Annotated in this window: 18 protein-coding genes and 1 pseudogene; 7 read left to right on the top strand and 12 right to left on the bottom strand. The window is 38.1% G+C overall.

Going from position 1 to position 23722, the window contains the following annotated elements:
- Window positions 1-101 precede the first annotated feature (101 nt).
- The 4 genes from VB740_RS24520 to VB740_RS24535 all read right to left on the bottom strand — a co-directional run bounded on the left by VB740_RS24520 (window position 102) and on the right by VB740_RS24535 (window position 2491).
- Window positions 102-623 carry a hypothetical protein gene (locus VB740_RS24520; protein ID WP_323202485.1) on the bottom strand — a complete coding sequence of 174 codons (522 nt, stop codon included), beginning with the start codon at window positions 621-623 and terminating at the stop codon, window positions 102-104.
- 112 nt (window positions 624-735) lie between these two features.
- A complete protein-coding gene (locus VB740_RS24525; RefSeq protein ID WP_323202486.1) occupies window positions 736-1176 on the bottom strand; it encodes a hypothetical protein in 441 nt (146 codons plus the stop codon).
- Between the two features lie 318 nt (window positions 1177-1494).
- Window positions 1495-1677 carry a CsbD family protein gene (locus VB740_RS24530; protein ID WP_190912166.1) on the bottom strand — a complete coding sequence of 61 codons (183 nt, stop codon included), beginning with the start codon at window positions 1675-1677 and terminating at the stop codon, window positions 1495-1497.
- A 349-nt stretch (window positions 1678-2026) separates the two neighbouring features.
- Window positions 2027-2491 (bottom strand): hypothetical protein, encoded by a 465-nt coding sequence (locus VB740_RS24535; protein ID WP_323202487.1) that lies wholly within the window; start codon window positions 2489-2491, stop codon window positions 2027-2029.
- 253 nt (window positions 2492-2744) lie between these two features.
- On the opposite strand from VB740_RS24535, the gene uvrB reads away from it, so the two are divergent.
- From uvrB to VB740_RS24570, 7 genes and pseudogenes are all read left to right on the top strand, one after another.
- Complete coding sequence (gene uvrB, locus VB740_RS24540; protein WP_323202488.1) at window positions 2745-4742, top strand: excinuclease ABC subunit UvrB; 1998 nt, start codon at window positions 2745-2747, stop codon at window positions 4740-4742.
- A 10-nt stretch (window positions 4743-4752) separates the two neighbouring features.
- Window positions 4753-5313, top strand: coding sequence for a Uma2 family endonuclease (locus VB740_RS24545; RefSeq protein ID WP_323202489.1), 561 nt, complete (start codon window positions 4753-4755; stop codon window positions 5311-5313).
- Window positions 5314-5771: 458 nt separating this feature from the next.
- Window positions 5772-7769, top strand: coding sequence for a DEAD/DEAH box helicase (locus tag VB740_RS24550; RefSeq protein ID WP_323202490.1), 1998 nt, complete (start codon window positions 5772-5774; stop codon window positions 7767-7769).
- Window positions 7751-8188: pseudogene (locus tag VB740_RS24555) on the top strand (Uma2 family endonuclease); the annotation flags it as partial. The gene VB740_RS24550 and the pseudogene VB740_RS24555, both read left to right, overlap by 19 nt.
- 12 nt (window positions 8189-8200) lie before the next feature.
- Window positions 8201-8380, top strand: a complete 180-nt coding sequence (locus VB740_RS24560) for a hypothetical protein (RefSeq protein ID WP_323202491.1) — start codon at window positions 8201-8203, stop codon at window positions 8378-8380.
- Window positions 8381-8771: 391 nt separating this feature from the next.
- Window positions 8772-10073, top strand: a complete 1302-nt coding sequence (locus tag VB740_RS24565) for a hypothetical protein (RefSeq protein WP_323202492.1) — start codon at window positions 8772-8774, stop codon at window positions 10071-10073.
- 39 nt (window positions 10074-10112) lie between these two features.
- Complete coding sequence (locus VB740_RS24570) at window positions 10113-10808, top strand: hypothetical protein (protein WP_323202493.1); 696 nt, start codon at window positions 10113-10115, stop codon at window positions 10806-10808.
- Between the two features lie 938 nt (window positions 10809-11746).
- Here VB740_RS24570 and VB740_RS24575 read toward each other — a convergent pair.
- The 8 genes from VB740_RS24575 to VB740_RS24610 form a co-directional block, all read right to left on the bottom strand.
- Window positions 11747-13936 carry a GumC family protein gene (locus VB740_RS24575; RefSeq protein ID WP_323202494.1) on the bottom strand — a complete coding sequence of 730 codons (2190 nt, stop codon included), beginning with the start codon at window positions 13934-13936 and terminating at the stop codon, window positions 11747-11749.
- A gap of 507 nt (window positions 13937-14443) precedes the next feature.
- The gene (locus tag VB740_RS24580) at window positions 14444-16192 is read right to left on the bottom strand and encodes a carbamoyltransferase (protein ID WP_323202495.1); all 1749 of its coding nucleotides are present in this window, start codon (window positions 16190-16192) and stop codon (window positions 14444-14446) included.
- Between the two features lie 29 nt (window positions 16193-16221).
- A complete protein-coding gene (locus tag VB740_RS24585) occupies window positions 16222-16989 on the bottom strand; it encodes a glycosyltransferase family 2 protein (protein ID WP_323202496.1) in 768 nt (255 codons plus the stop codon).
- A 16-nt stretch (window positions 16990-17005) separates the two neighbouring features.
- Window positions 17006-17662 carry a class I SAM-dependent methyltransferase gene (locus VB740_RS24590; RefSeq protein WP_323202497.1) on the bottom strand — a complete coding sequence of 219 codons (657 nt, stop codon included), beginning with the start codon at window positions 17660-17662 and terminating at the stop codon, window positions 17006-17008.
- 126 nt (window positions 17663-17788) lie between these two features.
- Window positions 17789-19003 (bottom strand): glycosyltransferase, encoded by a 1215-nt coding sequence (locus VB740_RS24595; RefSeq protein WP_323202498.1) that lies wholly within the window; start codon window positions 19001-19003, stop codon window positions 17789-17791.
- Window positions 19004-19423: 420 nt separating this feature from the next.
- Window positions 19424-21208 carry an asparagine synthase (glutamine-hydrolyzing) gene (asnB, locus tag VB740_RS24600; protein ID WP_323202499.1) on the bottom strand — a complete coding sequence of 595 codons (1785 nt, stop codon included), beginning with the start codon at window positions 21206-21208 and terminating at the stop codon, window positions 19424-19426.
- Between the two features lie 9 nt (window positions 21209-21217).
- Window positions 21218-22405, bottom strand: a complete 1188-nt coding sequence (locus tag VB740_RS24605) for a glycosyltransferase (protein ID WP_323202500.1) — start codon at window positions 22403-22405, stop codon at window positions 21218-21220.
- Between the two features lie 28 nt (window positions 22406-22433).
- Window positions 22434-23720: a glycosyltransferase family 4 protein gene (locus tag VB740_RS24610; RefSeq protein ID WP_323202501.1), complete on the bottom strand. Its 1287-nt coding sequence runs from the start codon at window positions 23718-23720 to the stop codon at window positions 22434-22436.
- Window positions 23721-23722: the final 2 nt, after the last annotated feature.

Raw genomic sequence — 23722 nt, forward strand, 5'->3', positions numbered from 1 at the left:
ACCCTTTACCCCAAACCCGATTCCGAGTTAAAAATGCTTAACCGAAAAGTATTGATACCCACCTAATCTTTTACTCATCCTCCAAACTCAAAATCCAGAAGTTACTTGCGGCCACCCAACCACTTAGCCGCCGCAATTCCGATAATGCCTGCTACTACAGGATTACTAAGAAACTTGATAATGCCTGGTTGCTCCGCCAGCACTTCGCGGAAAATGTCGGGGTGGTTATGATACACAAAGGACGCTAGTTTGCTAACATCATCAGCACTCATGCGGCTGGGGTGGTGTGTAGAAAGCCCCAACTGTTGCTCTAGATGCTTTTCGTCTAGTTTTCTTTCCTTCAAGTGTTTGAAAAAGGCTCTTGCTACATCATCCCGTTCATTGGGTTTAATTTGTGCGATCGCCTGTTGTAATTCTGGCTCCATTTGGCTGGTTGGAATCCGATCTGGATGTAAAGATTTACCAAATAAGTGGCGACGTTGATCTGGTGTTGTCCGTTGAGCAAAATCATCAAAATTTTGATATTCCGCCGTTGATTCGGCTGTAGTATCATCCAGAGATTCAACATCACCTTTAGCCAAATCTTTCATTATTTGACGCTTGTAATCTTCACTGGTTGCCACTTTACTTATCTCCTTTTTTCATCAAACTTTTTAGATATCTGGTATTCCCAAGCTATAATTCCAAATCCAAATTCCTCAAACTCTCTTCAAGTTTTCATTGCAAATACAGCAATTAAGTATATTTAACTTGATTAGTTTGATTGTCATATTCAGTAGTTAAAATCAATTGCTTATCAGGTGCGTAAATCAAAACTTTTAAGTCTTGTTTAGGGAAGTTTTTATGAAAACCTTGAACTAAAGATTTTGCTAATGGTCGCACTTCGTTCGGACGAACTTTAGGGGAAATCACAACGCCTAATTTATTGTTATCACGAACAAAAGCGTCCTGAACTAATCCTTGAGATGCTTGCACAACCCAGTTACCAAAGGTTTCTCCTCCTGGGGTATTGCCTCGCTCTAACTCTGCATAAGTTACATCTCTGCCAATTGCAGAGGGAGTAGTTGGACGGTCAAGTTGTGACACTGCACCACCACCACAGGCGGTAGTTATCATCAGTACTCCGATTAAAAAGAAAGTCGCCAATATTTTGCGACCTTGTTGAAGCAGAATCATTTTTTTCCTCCTGACAAAACACTTTAAACAACAGATAGAAGAGGTTTTATATTCAAACTAATTGCTTGCATTTATAAAGTTGGAATTTATAGGGGTTATCCCTATAAACTTGTAATACATTTCTTTTTTAATGCAGAGACGTAATAAATTACGTCTCTACAAAAAACTCTGACACTCAAGCTATTTCTTTAAATTTCCACGCTTGCTAATAGGAGAAGAAAAGGGTATAGCGTTGAATCTTGAATACTTCATAACTTTTTGCAAAAACGGAATCCACCCCATGAATATCCCTAGAGTTTCTGCAAAAAACTTGAATTATTAGTCAATCTTTTTCTTTACATTATCTTTTACGTCTTCAATGCCGTGACGTACTTCGCTTTCAGCTTGTTTTGCTTTGCCTTCAGCTTTATCTTTTGGATCTCCAGTAACTTCTGCTGCGGCTTCTTGAGCTTTACCTTCAATATTTTTAGCAGTTGCTTTAGCCCGTTCTTCTAAGCTCATTTTGAACTCCTGATTTTATGAAAAGTTTATTTCAAAGCTATAAACTAACTTTGAAATCCTTTGTTATTACCTTTACAGACTAGCTTAAAGTTTTTGCTAAAGCCTTCCACCACAAGGCATATTAAACAATTAAAAATTAAAAATTAAAAATTAAAAATTAAGAATAGTAGTTAGAGTAAGCATCCTGGCTATTGTTTGAATCTCAACTAAAGTAAGAACGGCTGAATTACCTATGCTAAAAGACATAGAACAAGTGCAAATATGGTAATCTCTACTTTTAACTAGATAGCTAAATAAACCCAGTTCCTGTATGGAACTGGGTTAATAAAGTTATGGAGATATTTTCTGTCTAATCTAGAAAACCCATCAAACTTTCAGAGTTGTCAATCTCATTTGATGCTATTGGACGATTACCGAAGGTGGAATAGCTTTCATCAATTACCAATAAACTTGAGCCAATTGGACGAATCCCAGAAAGATTTATACTTTCAACAACTTGGAATGTATTAGCACCAATTGGACGAATGCCCATTGAGTTATAAGTTTCAACTACTTCTAATGTACTGGTGCTAACGGGACGCACCCCAGCAATTGAGAGGTGTTCAGCAACTTCTAAGTCGCTAGCCCCTATAGGACGGATTCCAGAAATGGCGAGTGTTCCAGAAGCTCCCACTGGCAGTTCATTAACTTCATCGACTTTATCAGCATTCAAGCTCTGGTCTTGTTGATTTTCAACTTCCTCTGTTGCTTCCCCTGGAGACTTGACAGACTTTTGCCGAGAACTGGTTGCTTTGCCAGCGTTACTAATAGTCATAAACGAAAACCTCTGGTTTGTTAATTGAATTTTACAATAATTAAGGAAAGATGAAATTTTTTCCCATATACTTTAGAGTTTAACCTTAAACAACCTCATATAGATATAAGAATCTTTAAAACTGATACATAAGTAAATTTAAATTAATAAGTTTTGTAAAATATTATTACTATTTATTTGCTCTAATAACCCCGCTAGAATGGATACAGGGCGGAATCGTCACCATGAGATAGGGTATTTCCAGCAAAACTGTATGACAGAATTTTGTCTTCAAGCTCCCTTTAGTCCGACAGGCGATCAACCACAAGCGATCGCACAACTTACTGCTAGTATCCAAGCTGGTAATCGTTACCAAACTTTACTAGGAGCCACTGGAACTGGTAAGACATTTTCGGTAGCAGCAGTTATTGAGAAAATTGGCAAGCCTACTTTAGTTCTGGCGCATAATAAAACCCTGGCTGCCCAGCTTTGTAACGAGTTGCGAGATTTCTTTCCCAACAACGCAGTTGAGTATTTTGTTAGTTACTACGATTATTATCAGCCAGAAGCGTATATTCCTGTTACCGATACTTATATTGAAAAAACGGCAGCGATTAATGATGAAATAGATATGTTGCGGCATTCAGCGACGCGATCGCTTTTTGAACGCCGTGATGTCATTGTTGTTGCTTCCATCAGTTGCATCTACGGTTTAGGAATGCCAGCAGAATATCTGAAAGCTGCCATCCCCCTTCAGATAGGTATGGAAGTAAATCAACGCCAAATTTTACGAGATTTGGCAAATGTTCAATATAGCCGCAACGACATAGAAATGGGCCGGGGAAAATTTCGCGTCCGAGGCGATGTCTTAGAAATTGGCCCAGCTTATGAAGACCGGATTATTCGTGTAGAATTCTTTGGTGATGAAATAGACGCGATTCGTTATATTGACCCGGTTACAGGTGAAATTCTCAAAAGTTTGGAAGCCGTAAATGTCTACCCTGCGCGTCACTTTGTCACGCCAGAAGAACGGTTAGAAGGAGCTTGTCACGACATCGCCGCCGAGTTAAAACAGCAAAAATTAGACTTAGAGCAAGCTGGAAAACTATTAGAAGCGCAACGCATAGATCAACGTACACGCTATGACCTAGAAATGCTGCGCGAGGTAGGTTACTGCAACGGCGTTGAAAATTATTCCCGTCACTTAGCAGGAAGACAAGCTGGAGAATCACCAGAATGTTTAATTGATTATTTTCCCAAAGATTGGCTACTAATTATTGATGAATCTCACGTTACAGTGCCACAAATTCGTGGGATGTATAACGGCGATCAAGCTAGAAAAAAAGTTTTAATTGAACATGGATTTCGTCTTCCTAGCGCTGCTGATAACCGTCCTTTGAAAGCAGAAGAATTCTGGGAAAAGGTGAATCAGTGTATTTTTGTTTCAGCAACTCCGGGAAGTTGGGAAATAGAAGTTTCTGAAGATCATGTAGTCGAGCAAGTAATACGACCAACTGGAGTGGTTGATCCAGAAATTTCTGTGCGTCCCACAGAAGGGCAAATTGATGATTTGTTGGGGGAAATTAAAGATAGAGCCGATCGCCATGAACGAGTGTTAATTACCACATTAACTAAACGGATGGCGGAAGATTTAACCGAATATTTGCAAGACCACGGTATAAGGGTAAGGTATTTACATTCCGAGATTACTTCTATTGAGCGCATTGAGATTTTGCAGAACTTGCGCGAGGGGAAATTTGATGTATTGGTTGGTGTGAACTTGCTGCGGGAAGGGTTAGATTTACCCGAAGTTTCCTTAGTAGCAATTATGGATGCAGATAAAGAAGGTTTCTTACGAACCGAGCGTTCCTTAATTCAAACTATTGGTAGAGCCGCGCGTCACATCCAGGGACAGGCGATTTTGTATGCCGATAATATGACAGGTAGCATGATTAAAGCTATTGATGAAACAGATAGACGGCGTGGTATTCAGACAGCACATAATCGACTGCATGGGATTACACCACAACCAATTGTCAAAAAATCAAGTAATGCGATTTTGGCTTTTTTGGATGTATCTCGGCGGTTAAATGCAACTGACTTGAAAGTTGTAGATGAACATCTAGATGAACTGCCATTAGAGCAGATTCCAGGGTTGATTACTGTGTTAGAAGCGCAGATGAAAGAGGCGGCGAAGAAACTGGAATTTGAAGAGGCGGCAAAATTGCGCGATCGCATTAAACATCTGCGGGATAAAATGCTAGGAAGTTAACGTGAATCTTATGCTTACCAATATTCGCCTAATTAGTGTTCAAGAATATCACCAAATGGCGGAAACGGGGATTTTGCATCCTGAAGAACGCTTAGAATTAATCGCGGGACAAATTATCAGAATGTCAGCAAAAGGTACTGCTCACGAATCAGCGATTACCCGCACAGAAAGGTTATTACGTCAACGTTTGGGGGACAAAGTTTTATTAAGAATCCAGTCACCAGTGCAACTTGATGATTATTCGGAACCAGAACCAGATATTTCAGTGGTGAAGCTGAATCCATTAGATTATGAGGATCACCATCCCAATGCATCCGAAGTGTTTTTACTGATTGAAATAGCTGATTCCAGTCTCAAATATGATCGAGAAGTAAAAGCGATCGCATACTCTAAGTCAGGTATTATTGAGTACTGGATTTTAGATGTGAATGGGCGCAAGTTGTATATGTATCGTCTCCCTAGTCCAGACGGATATCACAGTGAGAGCATACTTGCAGAGGATGTGACAATTTCACCTTTAGCTTTCCCTGATTGTGCGATCGCTATTCGGGAATTGTTGCGAAAAATCTAGGAGGCGATCGTCACAAAACATCTACGAGATAAAATGCTAGAGCATTAGTGCTTAGTTAGGATAGTAATTCGGTGAATGTGGAAATAGCGATGTCTACGAAGGGCTACCCTTACGCTGATTTGTACCGTTAAGTGCAGTTTGAAACCGAAACTAGCGATGAAGATGCGTAGATGTGCCCAGATGAGGCGGCGCAGCCGAAAGCTTATCTATTGGTATCAAGTAGACATCTCCGAAAAAGAGACGTAGCACTGCTACGTCTCTATAAGGGTTCTAGGTAACGCATATTTAATTTCTGGAGATTGTCTAGTATTTATCTCCCTTGACGTTATGCGTAGGGCAATTGCACTGAGATTGTTATTGATTGCCTTGAAATCGGGAACACTGTGATTAAGGGTGCTGCAAGGTTGTGAGCAATTGAACAAAGCCCAAATCCATAATTATCTTTGCTTTCCACTACTATGCAAACAGTTGAAGTTGAGTATTCAGGTCAGATCCAAGTTAATGCAGGTAAAAATCCTAGAGAACTTTACGCTCACCAGAATGAGGCAATCAAAGCACTGGATCAAAAAAACAAGTCTCCATTTGAAGGCTTACTAGTTTTGCCTACGGGTGGCGGAAAAACTTTGATAGCGATTAATTGGTTACTACGTAACTTTATCGATAAGCGAAAAAAAGTTTTGTGGATTGCTCATCGGCATGAGTTACTTGACCAAGCCTTTGAGACGTTGAAATTTAGTGCCGATCCTTCATTGCTCAATAATGTCGAAAAGTTTAGATATCGTGTGATTTCCGGTCATCCTAAACATGATCATCCTGTTAATATTCAACGAACTGACGATATTATTATTGCTAGTAAAGATAGTCTCAATAGTGGATTAAACTATCTTCTCGACAATTGGGTTAAACATTCTGATGCAGTTCTCTTGGTAGTTGATGAAGCACATCATGCAACAGCAAAAACTTATCGAAAACTAATTAAAGACATCAAGAAAAACTTTGAAGATAGAGGCAAGGCAGATAGTTTTAAAATGTTGGGGTTGACAGCGACTCCATTCAGAACAGATAAAGGTGAACAAGGTCTACTTAAAAAAGTCTTTCCTGACGACATTATCTTTTCAGAACACTTAAGAACACTTATTACTAGAGGAATTCTTGCTGAACCAATTTTCGAGAACTTAGAAACAAAACTAGATTTTTATCGAGAATTGACCGATAAAGACATCAAATCGATCGAGAATTTTGATAAGCTGCCCAAAAAGGTAGCCGAAAGGATCGCAATGTCTAATATCCGTAATAAAGGGATTGTTGATCACTACGTCGATCATCAAGACAAGTATAAACCACTATTAGTTTTTGCAGTTGATATTCAACACGCGATCGCATTAAATAGCTTATTTCAAAAACGAGGGATTAACTCTGATTTTGTAGCGTCAAAAATATCAGATACAAATACAGGAGCTACAGTTTCTGTAAAAGAAAATGGTGAGAAAATCAAGCGATTTAGAAGAGGAGAGCTTGAAGTACTCATTAATGTAGAGATGTTAACAGAGGGAACCGATTTACCCAATATTCAAACTGTTTTTCTGACTCGTCCAACTACTTCTACGATTCTAATGACACAGATGATAGGTAGAGCCTTACGTGGGCAGAAGGCAGGTGGTACAGAAAAAGCTTATGTTGTAAGCTTTATTGACAATTGGGAGGACAAGATTAACTGGGTCAATCCTGAGAAGTTGATTGAAGAAGAGGGGGAATTCCGCGATAAAGATATCGAGACAATGAAGAGAATTGCTCGACTTATCTCTATTGAAAAGATTGAAGAATTTACCCGCATGATGGATGATTCTATCGATACTACTGACTGGGAAAAATTAGACTTTTTGAGACGAGTTCCCGTTGGAATTTATTGTTTCTCTATTCTTGAACCTTCTGAATCAGATGAACCTGTATCTAGAAACTATGATGTACTTCTATATAATGATACTGAAGAGGCTTATGATAGTTTTGTCAATGATTTAGAGACTGTATTTAAGAGCGTTGATATCGAAAATAGAGAGATATTAACTGAGGAAGAACTTAAATATCTGCTGCAACTCACAAAAGAACTTTATTTTCCCGATCATTCATTTCTACTTGGTTATAGAGATGCTGATGTTGAGAACATTCTACGTTTCTACGCTCAAAAACAGATGGAGCCAGAATTTATTGCGTTTAGTGAACGTAAAAAGTGTAATTTGTCAATTGTAGCGAGGCATATATACGAAAATGATTTAACCCTTAGACAAGTAACTGAATATCTCACTTCTCTATGGAATGATACTAAATCCTTTTGGCAAGTTTTATTTGGATATAACTATCTGTATTTCAAGAAGCAAGTAGACATTGAAATTAATAAACTGCTCGGAGTTTACCCTGATCTGATAGTTACTCCACTCTCAATTTCTCAAAGCTCTTAGATGATGCCTTAGCCAATCGCTCTTGTGAAGTATACATTGTAGATGTAAAGGTGCAGGTAGAACCAGGGCAAAAATATTTTTATCCAGATGTGGTGGTAACTTGCGATGAGCGAGATACTGATCCACAATTGGTACAATTTCCCTGTTTAATTATCGAAGTGCTATCACCTTCAACAGAAGCAGCCGATAGGGGGAAAAAGTTTGCCAAATATCGCCAATCTCCAACCTTGCAAGAATATGTCTTAGTACAAGTAGCTCAACCAGTTGTAGAAGTCTTTCGGCGCAACGAACAGGGTAAATGGGTGCTGTCGGAGTATAATTTGGGCGATATATTGCGGCTGGAATCGGTGGATGTAGAAATAGCCATCGCTGATTTGTACCGCCAAGTGCAGTTTGAAACCGAAGCCATAGAAAAATAAAATCCCTTCTAGATGATCATCGATACCGCAGATATCGTTTATCTCAGCATCGGCAGTCTTTGGGAAATTGCCATCAAGTTGAACCTTGGCAAGTTATTGCTTCAACAGAACTATGAAACGATTGTTTCTGCGATCGCTGCTTCAGATATGCTTATATTGCCGATACAGTTCAAGTTCGGAATCTCCCACTAAGCTTGGAATAAGCCAGAAACACCTCATGTAGAGACGCTATTTATCGCGTCTAAAAGACTGACACGTTAGAGAGACGCGATAAATCGCCGTCTTGAGAGAGAATGTACTCGTCAATTATTCCTTGACAGATTACTATTTCCGATTTGCGTGTATACCGTAGGCAAGCGGTGAGGAGAGACAAAGCGTAGCGTTGGCGGGATGGGTTGGAATTCTCCGGATTTAGTAAATAATCAAGCGGATATGGTATAAGTCCTAACTGAATATCCTGCCCTTTGCTGATCCACTAGCTTAATTTCCTACATATCCGTAATATTACTATTTTAAATTAGTAGATTTTGCGTATACATTACTGTTGTATTTCCGTAAATAGTTTTACAGAAGGAATATTTTGATGAAAAAAATACAAAAAATTATCCAAGGTAATAATACTTATCAATTTATTAGTATTAATTATGCTTACTGGGACTTCGGGACAATCGTGATAGCTTTTCTTCTACTATTGACAGCTATTTCTAGCAACTCGGCAGTTGCTGCGGATAATATCGTTTCTGAAAATCAACAAGTTAAGTTGAGTGCGTCTCAAATCCGGAAAGGATCTTCTCTGGTATCTGAACTTAATTCACAGCAAAATATCAGCTTGTGGCAAAGGATTTCGGCATCTAAAAAAAGTAACACCGTTGCTGAATCAGAGGCTGGAAGAATTCGTGATACTTTTACTGCTAACGTTCAGTCTGGAGCATTTAGCAATTCTTTTTCTGTAGACAGTTTTTTGCTTAAATCTAAAGAAAGCTTAAAAGCCAATGGTAATGTAGAGAAACAGTTATTTGTTTCTCAAACTATTAATGCTGATTTGCATTTAAAAGAGCAAACTAATGTATTGAAGCAAAAACAACCTAAATTGTTTGTACAAACAGACTCTTCAGAAATTTTGGGCGATACTTTTGGCGAGACTAATAAATTACGCCAAGAACTTTTAATTGATCCTATAGTGACGTTAGGTGAACCGCCTAAAGCCGCCCCTGGTTCAACTGCGGGTACTCCTTCTGCCTATGGTGCAAGTTTTGGCCAAGCCTATATTGGTGGTGGTTTACTTTTCCCTTTAGATGAGGGTAGAGATAGGGTAGATGGTTCTTTGTCTGTTGGTTTTGGTTTAGGAGATGCGGTTAAATCTGTAGGATTGGAAGTTAATGCCAATATTACTAGTGTAGGCGGTGGTGACAGTTTTGATTTTGGTGATAGTGGCGGTATAGGTTTGAAGCTACACAGATACTTGGGTGATGGTACAGCTGTAGCCGTGGGTTGGTCAAATCCTATTAAATGGGGAGATGTTACCAACGCTAAAGATACTATCTATGGAGTAGTTACTAAGTCATTTGCCCTGCAACCAGAGAGTCTTAATAACAAGTTACCTTTAACTATTTCGGTAGGTCTTGGTAGTGGTGTTTTTCGTTCTAAAGGTGCAATAGAAGCAGGTGATAATTCTGTTAATGTTTTTGCTAGTTTGGGTTTGAGAGTGATACCTCAAGTATCCTTAGTAAGTAGCTGGACTGGAAACCGTCTCAATATGGGTGCATCTTTTGCTCCCTTCAACAACACCCCTATAGTCATCAATACTATTTTCACAGATGTTACTAGTAATTTGGATACTGGCTTAGGTTTTGCGTTGAGTGCAGGGTACAGTTTTAGGTTTTAAATCCTAAGTTATATTGAAATTTAATCAACAATAAGAACAATGAAGAAACAACCAATTTTTTTCAATTTTGCTCTAGCATTGACTGTTTTCACTTATCTAATGGGTGCGCCAATGAGAGTAAATGCTGGTACTGGTAACATAACAGGCGGCAGTGAAGATTCTTCCTCCTCATCTGGGGATAATTTTAATCCAGGAAATGCACAGCCGCCTGTTGAACCTGCACCTGGGGTAAATGTGGAGTTTAATAATAATGGCATTGGTACCTCAATAGAAATTCAAAATAATTTGAATGAAACTGCTAGTAATATATTGAGCCAAATTGGAAACACAAATACACCAGATGTTATTATTGCAGTTGTCTTGCAAGATGGGCAAAATCCAGAAGAAGCAGCTAGCCAGATACATAGTTGTATGCTTAGTTTAGGAGCTTCACCCTCATCGTCAAAATCGCTTGTTAGTGCTTTATGGGGTATGGCTAGAGCTAAAACTGATGTAAATAAAGAAAAGCCAATACTAGCTACTAACACTAAATGTTCAGCAACATATACAACTATTTTTGATAAAACAGAACCAGCAATTGTAAATATCAATAAGCTAAACGCTGCTATTACTGCTTACAACAATATTGTCATGGAAAGTAATCCTGAAGTTCTCCGGAAACTGGGAAAAAACCCACAATTTTTAGAAGTTGGCAAGCTGCTTAAGCAATTAAGGGCTGTTCTAAATAAAAGTTAAGCATGATGAGACTAAAGTTATTAGTGGTGCAATAAAAATCCTCTGGTTAAATTCAGAGGATTCGCCTCTGGCTGTAAACGAGGTTTTAAAGGGTTTTTGCTTAAGTTGACACCAATGCACAGGGTATTGCCACTACAGCGTATAGTTTTGCGTAAGTCCTATTTATATAGCAATACAGTTCAGTTAAGGCTAAAAAATAAGACTGGTGTAGGTTGGGTTGTAGCTTGCTTCCCCGTAGGGGTACGAAGTGAAACCCAACCTACGATTCTTCTTAACTGAACCGTATTGATTTATATAGTCTTTGGTTTTTAAAAGTTGGAGCGATTTTACTTAGGCAATCCACTAACTTTTTAATATCTTTTAAAAGGCTTGGTAAATTTTTTTTGCCTTATTAGGCTCTCGCGTTTGATGATTACAGCGTATTTCAGTAAATGAAGTACATGGGTAGGAGTATAACATGTTGTGCCCCTACGATTATCTGTACCTCACTAAGTCGCAATCTGCTGTATCTAGAGAAATAATACCGCTAGTAAATTCTTTAATTTCTTTACGGATAGTTTTTTACCCCACCCTAATTCTTTTTGAGCCAGCAGTTGTCAATCCGATTACAGTTAGAGAAGAGAAAACGCCGTTTTGCTACACTCTTCAATTGAGTTGCTGTTTCTTTAACCAGACTTGAGAACGAGTCAGTTAATTTAATCGGCACTCTGAGATATCCAAAAATTTGAACCTTAAATCATTGAATTCATCAGAGAAAGGGGAGTCAAGGATGCCGTCAAAATCCCTGACTCCTCGCTTTGTACAATGATTATTATTCTGAGTAATTAATTGGGTATTTTATTTGTTGGAAGTCCCTTACCTGTATCTCGGCTCAATATCCTGAACGGTTATGAATAGCTGAAGGTTGTCGGTTAAAATCTGACTGCTGGCTTCATGCTTCATTCATAATAACTATTGAGGCTATTGGAGTTATTCTTTTTAGCATTACTAACTACGCCTAATATATTCAACCGAGCAGTTTTCAGGTTATCTAAAGCCATTTTGATCATTGAAGAATTTGTTTTGTGAATCCTGACTACCATCAAAAGCCCATCAGTGTGAGGTGCTATGATGCTGGCATCAGCTAATCCCACCAATGGGGGGGCATCATAAATTACTAAGTCAAACCTGTTATGTAAATCTGCCATCAATTGCTTCATCTTTTCAGATGAGAGCAACTTTGCGGGATCTGGTGGTACTGGTCCAGCGGTTATTACAGATAATTTTTTCATGGAAGGTAGTTGTCGAATTACTTCTTCCACTGGCAAGTTTGTAGAAATTAGATTACTTAATCCCCATAGATTATTTAAATTTGCTAGGTCGTGAATTACAGGTTTACGAAGATCAGCATCTACAAGTAGGACTCGTTGTCCCATTGTCGCAGCTATTTGAGCTAGATTCATCGCAACCGTAGACTTTCCATCACCAGGCATAGCTGAACTGATAATTATAGAGCGAACCGGGCGATCGGAACTGAGAAGTTGAATGTTTGTATAAAGTACCCGCAAGGCTTCTAAAAAGTTTCTAGAATAGTCTCCATATTCCCTATGTGGTAAGATATTCAAACTAGTAACATGCTTAGAAAAGAAATTTTGTATATTTACGAAGGAAAGCTTTTCCTTAGAAGTACGTCGTCTTTGCTTTATTTTAACTTCTTCTCCAAAAGGAATATTTCCTAAAAATGGCTGTTTTACCTTTCTTTTCAATTCATCAATACTATGGTAAGTAGTATCTAGCTTTTCTATTAATAAGACAATACCAATTCCTGAGAGTATACTTGCAACTAATCCCAGCATCAAATTCCGTTGGGTAGAAAAAGCATCAAGAGGAATATCTGTGGTGGTTGGTGCCTGGAGTAATTGCCAGCCAAGAGCTGATTGGGATATTTCAATTTGAAGATTTTCGTGGGTTGATAGAAACCGATTTAAGCTCTCATTAGCAATTTGTAATTTCCGCTGTAAATCAATATACTGTCGTGCTAAAACTGGCAGTTGTTTGCGTTTTTGTGCAATTTTCTGTTCTATTTTGGCAACTTCTTGGCTTTGTACTTCTAACCCTTGAAGCTGCGTTGATACTTCTGCAAACTTTACAGCTAATAATTGCTTTTCTTCTTGACGTAGCAAAGGTAAAAGATTAGCTCGTTTTTCTTTCAGTGCTTGGATGATTGGGTTATCGTCTTGAAAACGAGTTGATTCTATAGCAATCTGAACATCAAATTGGCGGATTTGAGAAACCATCTGCTGATACAAAGGAGAATTATTCAGCGTTGCTATTACTCCATTTTCTCCTTGTAAAATAGCAAAGTTGGCCCGAGCTTGAGCTAATTGTAGATCAATTACTTGTTTTTGTTGAGATAACTCAACAGTTAGTAAACCAATTTGGCTTTCTTGGCTTTCTGGATCATTAAAATTATGCTTTTGTCGAAAATATTGCAAATCTTTTTGGATTTGATCTACCCGATTCTGTATAAATGGCAGTTGTTTTTCAACAAACTGAACCCCTTGACGTAACTTGGTTTGTCTCTTTTTTTGACTATAGTCTAAGTAATTAGCTGCAATTCGCTCTAGTACAACTTGAGTCTGCTTTGGATTGCTACTTTGATAACGAACTTCTATAATTTTGGTTTCTCCTAACCGATTAATTTTCAGAGATTTGAGAATAGAATAATAATCTATTTCTGGATAGGAGGCTTGCAAATCTGTAATAGTTGTTCTCATCAATTCCGGACTCTTCAGAACCTGAATTTGGCTTTCATAATCTAAACTAGACTTCTGTAAGTTAAAGTCTTTGACAACATCCACAGATTTGCTTTCATCATTTACAGGTTCCACCAACAGTTGGAAAGCGCCTTCATATTCTGGGGGCTTCCGGTTTAGTGCCAAGTTCGTAACTACAATTGTAAAAACACCAATAGTTACACCTGCCAAGATTAGCGATCGCCGCCGTAAAACACTCAGAAATTCTTGTAAGTTCCAATCGTCTTCTTGTTCTTCAGCCCAGCGAACAGGCTGAATTTGAGGTAATGGAGTAATAGAGTTATTACTACGATTAGAATTTGAAAATTGAGAATGAGAAGTATAATTTTCCATGATGTGTTTAATACTTGGTAATACACTAAATCGGACTCAGTACAAAGGCTTGAAAAAGCTTAAGTAAGATAGTGGAAGTGCTAGTAACAATATATACAAAAATTATATTTGTTTGATCCTCTCTTATGCTCAAAGCTCAGTATCTATCCTTCAATGCAATACGTAAGAGAGGAAATCAAAAATATAAACTTAGTATATTCTTGCTTCAACTATACTCATAGAATTTAAACATTGGTAGAAAATATCAAGTACCAAATATCATGCTTGCCTTAAACTTAGTACTCAGGGTACTTAAGCTGATCAGATTAGAGCTTTTTCAAGCCTCTTTTGTCTTTGTAGTCTTTTTTGTTATTCCTTGACCTAGTAGTTTCCCCAAATACATCTGTTGCCAACACAGCTTCCGCGCTACTCCCTACTGCTACATATTTCTGTCTCTGCTCTTGCACTTGGTTTACCTCAAGAGTTTGCTGTGCTTGCGGCTATTTTTCACCTTGACAGGGCTACACCTTACACCCTAGATTCTGATTTAATATCTTTGCGTTCTACATAATAAGAGCCCAAAACCAGGGCATCCATGTGAGTTCTCAAGAAGCACTGGATAGCTTCTGTAGGTGTGCGGACAATAGGTTCATTTTCATTAAGGGACGTGTTTAAAACGATAGGAATACCAGTACGTTGAGCAAAGGTATTAATTAAGTCCCAATAAAGAGGATTGGTTTTGCGACTGACGCTTTGTAAACGTCCAGTACCATCAACATGGGTGACAGCCGGAATTTGCTCTCTTTTTTCAGGGCGAATTTTAAAGACTTTTTCCATGAATGGTGCTGGTTCATCAATCTCAAAGTATTCGCCTACCTGTTCTTCAAGAATACTGGGAGCAAAGGGACGGAACTTTTCCCGGAATTTGATTTTAACGTTGATAATATCCCGCATATCAGCACGACGTGGATCGGCTACGAGGGATCTGTTACCCAAAGCCCTAGCAGCAAATTCCATCCTGCCTTGGAACCAACCAACTACTTTACCTTCACAAAGGGCGTCAACAACGTGATGTAGCAGTACTTCTCTTTCTAGATGTTTAGGTTGCAGATTATGAACTTGGAATGCTAGCAAGCATTCCTCATCAGAAAATTCTGAACCCCAATAGGCATGATCTAAAACAAACTGACGTGGTTGTTTGAGTAGATTATTCCAGATAAAGAAGGCTGCGCCAATAGATGTACCATTGTCGGCAGCACCCACGGGAATATAGACATTTTTAAAGGGAGTATTTTGAGTAATCTTGCCATTAGCAACGGAATTCATGGCGACACCACCCGCCAAACATAGATTCTCACTCTTGCAGCGATCGCTCAATCGATTGAGCAAATGAAAAATGATTTCTTCCGTCACCGCTTGCACAGAAGCTGCAATATTTTGATGCTTTTGGGTAACGTCTGATTTGGAATGTCGCGCCGACCCCAATAATTTTTCGAGTTCTGGGCTATGAAAAGGTTCAACAATGGGCGCTCCATTTTCCCACTTCATGGCAATGCCTTGTTCATGGTGAGTGAAGTAATCTAGATTCAACTCAAAAGTATCACCTTTGGGATAAATAATTCGTCGAAATGCTTCCAAATATTCTGGTTCTCCATAAGGTGCTAATCCCATCACCTTATATTCATCTCCATAGGCGGGGAAGCCTAAATAAAGGGTGATGGCATTGTAAAGATAACCAATGGAGTGAGGATAGTGAGTACGAAAAAAGTACTCTAAATGGTTTCCTTCACCCGCAGCAGCCAGCGTGCTTACAAAGTCTCCCATACCATCAACGGATAAGATAGCTGCTTTTTCAAAAGGGGAAATAAAGAAGGCGCTGGCTAAGTGAGTTGTGTGGTGTTCCAGGTTATGGATTGTAGCCCGAATCTCTTCAGGTGTAGAATAACAAGCTTCTGCTAACTGTTGCTTAAGACTCGTAGATTTACTTTGTTTGTTAAACCGATCTAAAAGTGATGATAAAGAAGGGCGTTGTTGGAGGGTGAAGAGGAGTTTGCGATTTAGGTTGGCTTTGGGGTTAAAGGATACCGCTACATGATCCAAATCGGCTGCACTAATGCCACCAACTTTGAGGCAATAGCGAATAGATTCTGCTGGAAATCCAGCCCAATGTTTAACTCTATTAAATCGCTCTTCTTCAACTGCGGCAATTAGTTGGCCATCTTGGACAAGACAAGCTGAAGCATCACCGTGATAAGCGTTAATTCCAAGAATATTCATTATTATTAAGTTTCAGTAGATTTTAATGGTTAATTTTGAAGTTTTTCGGCTTCTATCAGGCGAATTGTTAGTAGAATTTCTGCTAACACCCGCTGGAGTGCATAGTACCAACCATGCCAGCCGTCTAAAATACCACCTTTCAGGATCAGGCAGTAAATTAAGATGATTAAGGGAGCTATAATTTTTCGTTTACGGATGCGATCGCCTAAACTAAGTTCACTAGTAGGAGTCTTTAGTAATTTTTGGGTTTCGATCACCATATAACGATCCTGTGCCGATAACCAACGGTTTAGAGGTTTGCGATCATCATGGTGAATGTGTGAGTAAAGTATTATAGAGTTACCTTCTACCACCACTCGATGCGCGTGTCCGTCATCTTGGTAAATCCCTTTTTCACGTTTGTAAAGTACCTTTCGGGGTGGAAGTAAACTACCACGCAGGGGTTTACCGAATACACAGTACTTGAATCTTACGCTGTAGCTATTTATAGCAGTCTCAGCTTGTAAGGCGCTAATTTCATCAATCAGTTCATCAGTTAAAACATAATCTGAATCTAGGGATAGTACCCATTCAGATGAAATTTTCCCTAATCCATAGTTACACTGAGAAGCAAAGGAATCAAACTTTTTTTGAAAAACTTCTATTTGAGGATAGGAATGCAAAATTTCTAAAGTTTTATCTGTGCTATAACTATCAATGACAATAATTTTATTTGCCCAAGTGAGACTTTGCAGGATTCGCTCAATATTAGGAGCTTCGTTGTAAGTAAGGATGAGAGGAGTAATTTCTTTTAACATTTATTAAATTATTAAATTATTTTTGTTGAACTAGGGTACTAGAACAAAGCATAGACTTCCAAAGGTAGGGAAATCTACCTGCAAACTTAAATTTGATGTTTGTATAATCTTCTGTTTCGAGTAAAGCAGTCATAGTTGCTACAGAAAAAAACTTTATGTGACCACCATCCCAGAGAGTAGTCAAGTGCTTATCCATTTTTCCTGAGATAGCAAGCATGAGATTTTTGAGATAACCATGATAAGGGGTCGTAAGAATTAAACGACCATTTGGCTTAAGGCATTGTTTGGCATTTCTAACTAATTCTTTAGGATAAAATAAATGTTCAATTACCTCAGCAGCAATAACAATATCAAACTTCTCTCCTAGTTCTGCATAGGGTAGATTGTAGATAGTGCCTTGAAGAAAGCGGCAGTTGGGGAAAGTCTGATTAGCTAATTTAACACCTGACTCAGATTCTTCAATACCAACAACCTCATAGCCTTGGTGTGCAATTAAGTTGCTCAAACTGCCATTACCGCAGCCAATATCTAAGATCCGCAGTTTTGTTTTATGTTCAGAAATATCAAGAGATTCAGATATCATCTCCATTAAAGGTTTAATGAGATAGCTATGATGGTGTCCTGGTTTACTATCGGAATAAGAGTACTCGTATTTCTCAGTAGATGAAATCATAAGTAATGCCCTGTTTTAGATTTATTATTGAAATCAATTTTGAGGCTTAGGGGGTAAGGTATTTCGTCCCTAAACTTGTGGTTGTGTAATGGTTATAAGCGCGATCGCTAAAGCTGTCTAGTACTACTATCTTGACGCTCCCCGCTCTAAAAACGCGGGGTTTTTATGGGTTTTACTTACAATATCTTGATAAACTGAAATCAATTTTGAGGCTATACTATCCCAAGTATAATTTTCTAATATCAATTTACGTGCGCGATCGCCCATCTCTTTTGCCTCCTGCGGATGATTTAGAGCCTGCTGTATAGCAGAAGCGATTGCAGCTACATCAAACTCTGCAACATATCCAAGGTAATTCTGCTTTACCATATCAGCTACAGCAACACCAGGAGTTACTACAACAGAAACACCAGCAGCTAAAGCTTCCATGACTGCTACCCCAAAGTTTTCGGAGTAGGAGGTGAGAGTAAATAGGTCTGCACCTTGCATTAATAAATCTTTCATTTCTCCTTTAACAAATCCTGTAAAATGGGTGCGGTTTTGAATGCCATGAGAGACAAGCAGAGATTTAACTTCAGTTTCATATTCTGGGGAACCAGCACCTGCTAATACCAAAGTAAAGCGGTAATCAGATAATTTTCCCAAAGCTGGAATTAAGTAGTCGAGACCTTTTTTAGGATGCAGACGAGATAAAAATAAAATTATTGGTTCATCTGTAGGAAGTTTAAGGTGTTGCTGTAAACGCTGGCGAGCATTAGGAATATTATTTGGAATAGCAACACCGTGGGGCAGAATGAAGCTAGGAGAAGTTAAATTCAACCGCGATGCTTCTTGCTGTTCTTGGGCTGAGGTGAAATGAATATATTGACTGTAATTGAGATTGGCTTTTTCTATAAGCTGGAGATATATCTGCTTTTTACGAGCGCTTTGCTGCAATGACCATTCACACAGTTGTCCCAACGGGCGAACTATATAAGGAACTCCCTTGAGGCGGGCGATCGCCATTGCTGCTGTAGAAGCGTAAGAGAAAATAGCATGAATATGCAACAAGTCATAATTGTGAACATTCTGCCACAGCCAAGTAGTGAACTCTCTTGAAAAAGCAAACTCTCTCAAGGAGTGTATAGAGGGAGAAAACCGAGGAAAGAACCATACTGGAACTTTTTGGTAATATGTGCATTTCCCCAAAGGTACATCAAGCAGTTCTAAACCATTATCGTTGGTTGTTACAATTTCTGCTTCAACACCGCTATTACAAAGTGCTTTCACCATCTCTAACACTGCTTGACTAGGACCTCCTCGGACAAAACTAATGGAAGGAATAACGTGAAGTATTTTCATGCGAGTCCCATCAAGGTAAATAGTCTATTACGAATTAGCGATGTATGGCGTTCAGTTAGTTGTGCAAAGCCATAGGCGTAAAGCAGAACGACGAACAAGAGTAAAGTCAGCAAAACTAGGTTAAGAAAAGTTGGTTGTAGCCTTTTTGGAAAGCTTAAGAAAGAACACAAGAATAGTAATAGTGGTAAATGACATACATAAAGTGAGTATGAAAATGATGCACACTTGTGACAAATATCTTTGAATATAGGATTTATATTCTGATTATTATCTTTCAAAGACCAGAGAAATAAACTGATTAAAAAACCAATGAATAAATCAGAGTTTTGAATTGTTGTAACCCGCAACATTAGTAAACCTAATGTTTAATTATATTGAGAATAAACTTTACTTATTGACATGGTGCGGCCGCCCTGTTCATCATACTTTAATTTGGTCACACCAATATTTAAGAATTGCTAAACTCCATCGACGATACCAACTTTTAAGGCATATATTTGAAGGAATATTTTGGTTGTCAAAATAATGACCAAATTCACTCGACATCCAACTTTGAAAAGGAAAATAAAAACCTTTTTTGGGACGGTTTACTACCCAATCAGGTAATTCAGGAACTGCTTTTACTAAAAGTTCTTTTCCACGAGATAAACGAATATTAGTAGGAATTACTGCAACTGTTTCTATAAGATTTTTATCTACGAAAGGAACACGTAATTCTAGCCCCCAATTCATACTCATCACGTCACCATCCTTCAATAACTGATTACGCATATAGCAACTCAATTCTAGAAAGCTAACGGCATCTTTTGGGGTAAAATTATGAATATCTAATTGCTGTTGACAAACAAACCTTTCACCAATTAACTGTTCAATAATTGCACAAGCTTCTTGATGAGAAAAAATACCTCTGAAACTACGATAGGCAGAGGTAAAACTAGGAGTTTCCTTTAAGAAATCACCCAAGCGCTTCATTCTCGGTGAATTTCCCCAATCTGACAAGCCCATACCTAAGCTCTTGCTAATAAAAGGTAATACGTGTAGCTTCTTACTCCATGAAACCATTTGGGGAACTTTCTGAAAAGACTGGTATCCACCGAAAATTTCGTCTCCACCCAACCCAGACAACACTACCTTCATCCCATTTTCATGGGCAACTTTAGATACACAAAACGTATTAAAGCCATCAATACTTGGTTGATCAATCGCTGTCAAGAATTTTGGAAATAATTCTTTAGCAAAGGAGGCTGTAACTTGATACTCTGTATGTTTTGTGCTAAATAAATTAGCAACTTTTTGTGCTATCTCTCCTTCATTCCATTCTTCTTCTGCAAAGGCAATAGAATAGGTACTTAACTTTTTATGCTGTGTTTGAGTTGCTAAAGCGAGGATGGCTGTAGAGTCAATACCACCACTTAAAAAAATTCCTACAGGTACATCACTAATAAAGTGATGTTGAATTGAGTCTACTAAGGCAGTACGTACTCTTTCTTGAGCTTCTATAGGAGAAATTTGTTCAGGAGTAAAGTTAATTTGCCAGTACTGTTTTTTGGTAGTATTTTCACCTTGCCAATATAACCAATGACCAGCAGCTAAACAATAAACATCAGCAATTAAGGTATGTGGTTCGGGAACTGAACCAGTAACAAGATAGCCATATAAACCTTCTACGCTCAGATTAACAGCAGGTAAGCCAGATGCAAGAATGGCTCTGAGTTCAGAAGCAAATACTAAAGTTGAACCTGATTGCCAGTAATAAAGTGGTTTAATCCCTAAAGCGTCACGAGCGACAAAACAAGTTTTCTCCCAGTCATCCCAAATTGCGAAAGCAAACATTCCCCGTAAATAATGGACACAATCAAAACCACTCTTTTGATATAGTTTGAGGATGACTTCTGTATCTGTTTGGGAATGGAATTGTTCACCTTGGGAAATTAGATTTTGCCGCAGTTGTTGAAAGTTATAAATTTCACCGTTGAAAGTAATCCAATATCGTCCATCAGCAGTAGACATCGGTTGATGTCCAGCAGGGCTGAGATCAAGAATTGACAGACGAGTGTGGGCAAAAGCAGCTTGTCTTTCTTTAGAAATATAAATACCTGCATCATCTGGACCACGATGTTTTAGTCCAGCTTGTATCCGCTGAATTATATTTTCTAAGTTACCCTGATACTGATTAACTGTCAGAATTCCGCCAATTCCACACATACTATATAATTATTTGTTTTTAGTAGCTTTAAAATGCCCATCTAGATGGTTAGCTAGAGTTTTTTGGAACCGATCAAAACCAAAGGTATCAATTACTTTTTGGCGCAAAGCTTCTGGCTGATACATTAGAGAATTGGGATAGACACCTTGAAGAATTTCAATTAATATCTGAGAAATTTCTTCTACATCATCAGGATTGACTAATGCTCCCAGTTCACCATGACAAAGAGCATCAATTGCCCCATCTTTGTTACCTCCTAAAACAGGTTTGCCACAAGCTAGTGCTTCTAGATAAACAATCCCAAAGCCTTCCTTTTTGCTAGGCATGGCAAATACATCGCAGAGATTGTAATGATCGCAAAGTTCACGATCAGGAACAAAGCCTGTTAAAGTAACACTGTCTTGAAGGTTTAGTTGAGCAATCAACTGCTCAATTCGAGGTTGGTCGTCACCTTTGCCAGCTAAAATGTAATGAACATCAGGAATATAATGCTTAATCTCCGGTAAAGCTTGAATAATTTGGTCATAACCCTTATAACCATCATCACTTGATAACCGAGTCACAGTGAGAATGACAGGTTGATTAGGTTTTAAGCCATAACGTTCAAGTAAATAATTTGGTTTGGAACTGAGCTTAAACCGTTCTGCATCAAAAGTAACTGGTAAAAGCTCAATCTTATCTGGAGATAAATTCTGCTCATTAATTAAGCGATCGCGGGTGTAACTACTAATTGAAATTATTTTTTCAGCAGCATATAACGCTTTTATTTTCCATATGCTTTTAATTTCCCAAGCATCAATGCCATAAACAATAATTCCATAAGGAATACCCGTAATGCGATGAAGTAAAAATGCTATTGGAGCAAAATTAATATGCCCACATAAAATAAAATTTGGACGATGTATTAGAGCTTTTAAAATTAAATTAAAAGTAAAGTGGAGGGTTCTTAAAAAACCGGGAAAACTCCCGCTAAAAGTAAATAAGTAATTATTTGAATTGAATTTATCTACAGGTTTATTTCTGTCGAGATTATCTAAAATAGATACAGATAAGTTGGGTAGTAATTCTTGGATAGCCTGTAGAACATCCTGGAGATAAACCTGAATGCCACCCTTAAACTCAAACAGGTTAGGAAACCAAAGATGCAAAGAGTCTGTCATTGCAGATTTTGGTTTTTCAAAATTGATTGTTTGCATATTTATAGCTCTAAAATTTTATGATTAGTTAAATATTTAGATAATTGAGAACTTCTTGAACTCTACTCGCCAATCGCTGGCGGTATATACCCCAGTTCAACTCTTCAGCTTTGCGTCGAGCGGCTCGCCCCATTTCGGCTAACTCTTGGGGATGATAGTAGCACCACTCTAACTTTTCTTTGAGTGCTTCTACATCTCGAATAGGTATGATAAATCCTTCTACACCATTGGTAATAATATCACTTGCTCCCGTATTTACAGTAACAATAACAGGGATTCCACAGGACATAGCCTCTACAACTACCAATCCAAAACCATCAATTAAAGAGGGTAAAACTAAAATACTAGCTTGACTATAATACTGATTTAACAAAAAATGAGAGACAGAAGGAATATGGTGATAGAGGCTTGAGTATTGCTGTTCTAACCATCCTTGAGGAAAACCATTTTGACCAATAAAGACTAATTGAGCATTTTTAAATTTTAGCCTTTGCCACGCTTGTAGAAGATAATGAATCCCTTTTAAGGGTGAGAATCTTCCGCTAAACATCACGCGAAAGCAATCATCAGATTTGGGTTGAGGTTGGAAAGTATCAATAGGTGCTCCATAAGGAAGAACACTAATATTATTAGGGTTAATTCCAGCATCAGTTAAAGATTTTTGGGTTACTGATGAAGCAACAAAAATATGATCTGCAAGTTCAACCTCCCGTTCCTTACGTTTTAACTTCCAATTTGGCTCATTAATAGCTTGAATACCATGCTTAAGACTAGGAAACCTTTCAGCTTCTTCTTGCATAATTCGTCGAGTTGTTTGATAAAAAGGAATAGGTAAGTCATACAGACAATAAATGCCATTTTTTTTAGCTTTTTCAAAAGTAATAGCTGCTATATCTTCATAACTATATATAGCACTAAGGTTACGTAAATGATGCAGGGCTACTTGACGATCTAATAAAACAAAACCCCAGTTTCCTATTTGTTCAGTAGTTAAACCATAAAATTTATTTAATTTAGTTCTCAATAAAAACAAACGTAGTATTTCATACCAAGGATAGGTGCTAATTTTCTTATCTTTAACTGTCCAAGTTCTTTTACTAAGTTCATTTAGAATGAAGCTTTTAAGTCGAGATGGTAATAAATCAAGATAACCCCAAATTGGCGCATTAGGATTGTATGCTAAAGTTGTAATTAATTCATAGAGCAGACTGGACTCTGCAAATGCCAATGCTGCTTGACGTACATTGCCAGCGTTGCCATGATGCACTATGGATAAGTTTACATCAGACATGATTAAAGATCCTACCTTTTTCATAC

It is taken from the genome of Nostoc sp. UHCC 0251, assembly GCF_034932245.1.
Lineage (GTDB): Bacteria > Cyanobacteriota > Cyanobacteriia > Cyanobacteriales > Nostocaceae > Nostoc.

Coding starts and splice junctions, on each gene's coding strand:
- VB740_RS24525 (WP_323202486.1), bottom strand. CDS start 1,176: ATGATTCTGCTTCAACAAGGTCGCAAAATATTGGCGACTTTCTTTTTA.
- VB740_RS24530 (WP_190912166.1), bottom strand. CDS start 1,677: ATGAGCTTAGAAGAACGGGCTAAAGCAACTGCTAAAAATATTGAAGGT.
- VB740_RS24535 (WP_323202487.1), bottom strand. CDS start 2,491: ATGACTATTAGTAACGCTGGCAAAGCAACCAGTTCTCGGCAAAAGTCT.
- uvrB (WP_323202488.1), top strand. CDS start 2,745: ATGACAGAATTTTGTCTTCAAGCTCCCTTTAGTCCGACAGGCGATCAA.
- VB740_RS24545 (WP_323202489.1), top strand. CDS start 4,753: ATGCTTACCAATATTCGCCTAATTAGTGTTCAAGAATATCACCAAATG.
- VB740_RS24550 (WP_323202490.1), top strand. CDS start 5,772: ATGCAAACAGTTGAAGTTGAGTATTCAGGTCAGATCCAAGTTAATGCA.
- VB740_RS24560 (WP_323202491.1), top strand. CDS start 8,201: ATGATCATCGATACCGCAGATATCGTTTATCTCAGCATCGGCAGTCTT.
- VB740_RS24565 (WP_323202492.1), top strand. CDS start 8,772: ATGAAAAAAATACAAAAAATTATCCAAGGTAATAATACTTATCAATTT.
- VB740_RS24570 (WP_323202493.1), top strand. CDS start 10,113: ATGAAGAAACAACCAATTTTTTTCAATTTTGCTCTAGCATTGACTGTT.
- VB740_RS24575 (WP_323202494.1), bottom strand. CDS start 13,936: ATGGAAAATTATACTTCTCATTCTCAATTTTCAAATTCTAATCGTAGT.
- VB740_RS24580 (WP_323202495.1), bottom strand. CDS start 16,192: ATGAATATTCTTGGAATTAACGCTTATCACGGTGATGCTTCAGCTTGT.
- VB740_RS24585 (WP_323202496.1), bottom strand. CDS start 16,989: ATGTTAAAAGAAATTACTCCTCTCATCCTTACTTACAACGAAGCTCCT.
- VB740_RS24590 (WP_323202497.1), bottom strand. CDS start 17,662: ATGATTTCATCTACTGAGAAATACGAGTACTCTTATTCCGATAGTAAA.
- VB740_RS24595 (WP_323202498.1), bottom strand. CDS start 19,003: ATGAAAATACTTCACGTTATTCCTTCCATTAGTTTTGTCCGAGGAGGT.
- asnB (WP_323202499.1), bottom strand. CDS start 21,208: ATGTGTGGAATTGGCGGAATTCTGACAGTTAATCAGTATCAGGGTAAC.
- VB740_RS24605 (WP_323202500.1), bottom strand. CDS start 22,405: ATGCAAACAATCAATTTTGAAAAACCAAAATCTGCAATGACAGACTCT.
- VB740_RS24610 (WP_323202501.1), bottom strand. CDS start 23,720: ATGAAAAAGGTAGGATCTTTAATCATGTCTGATGTAAACTTATCCATA.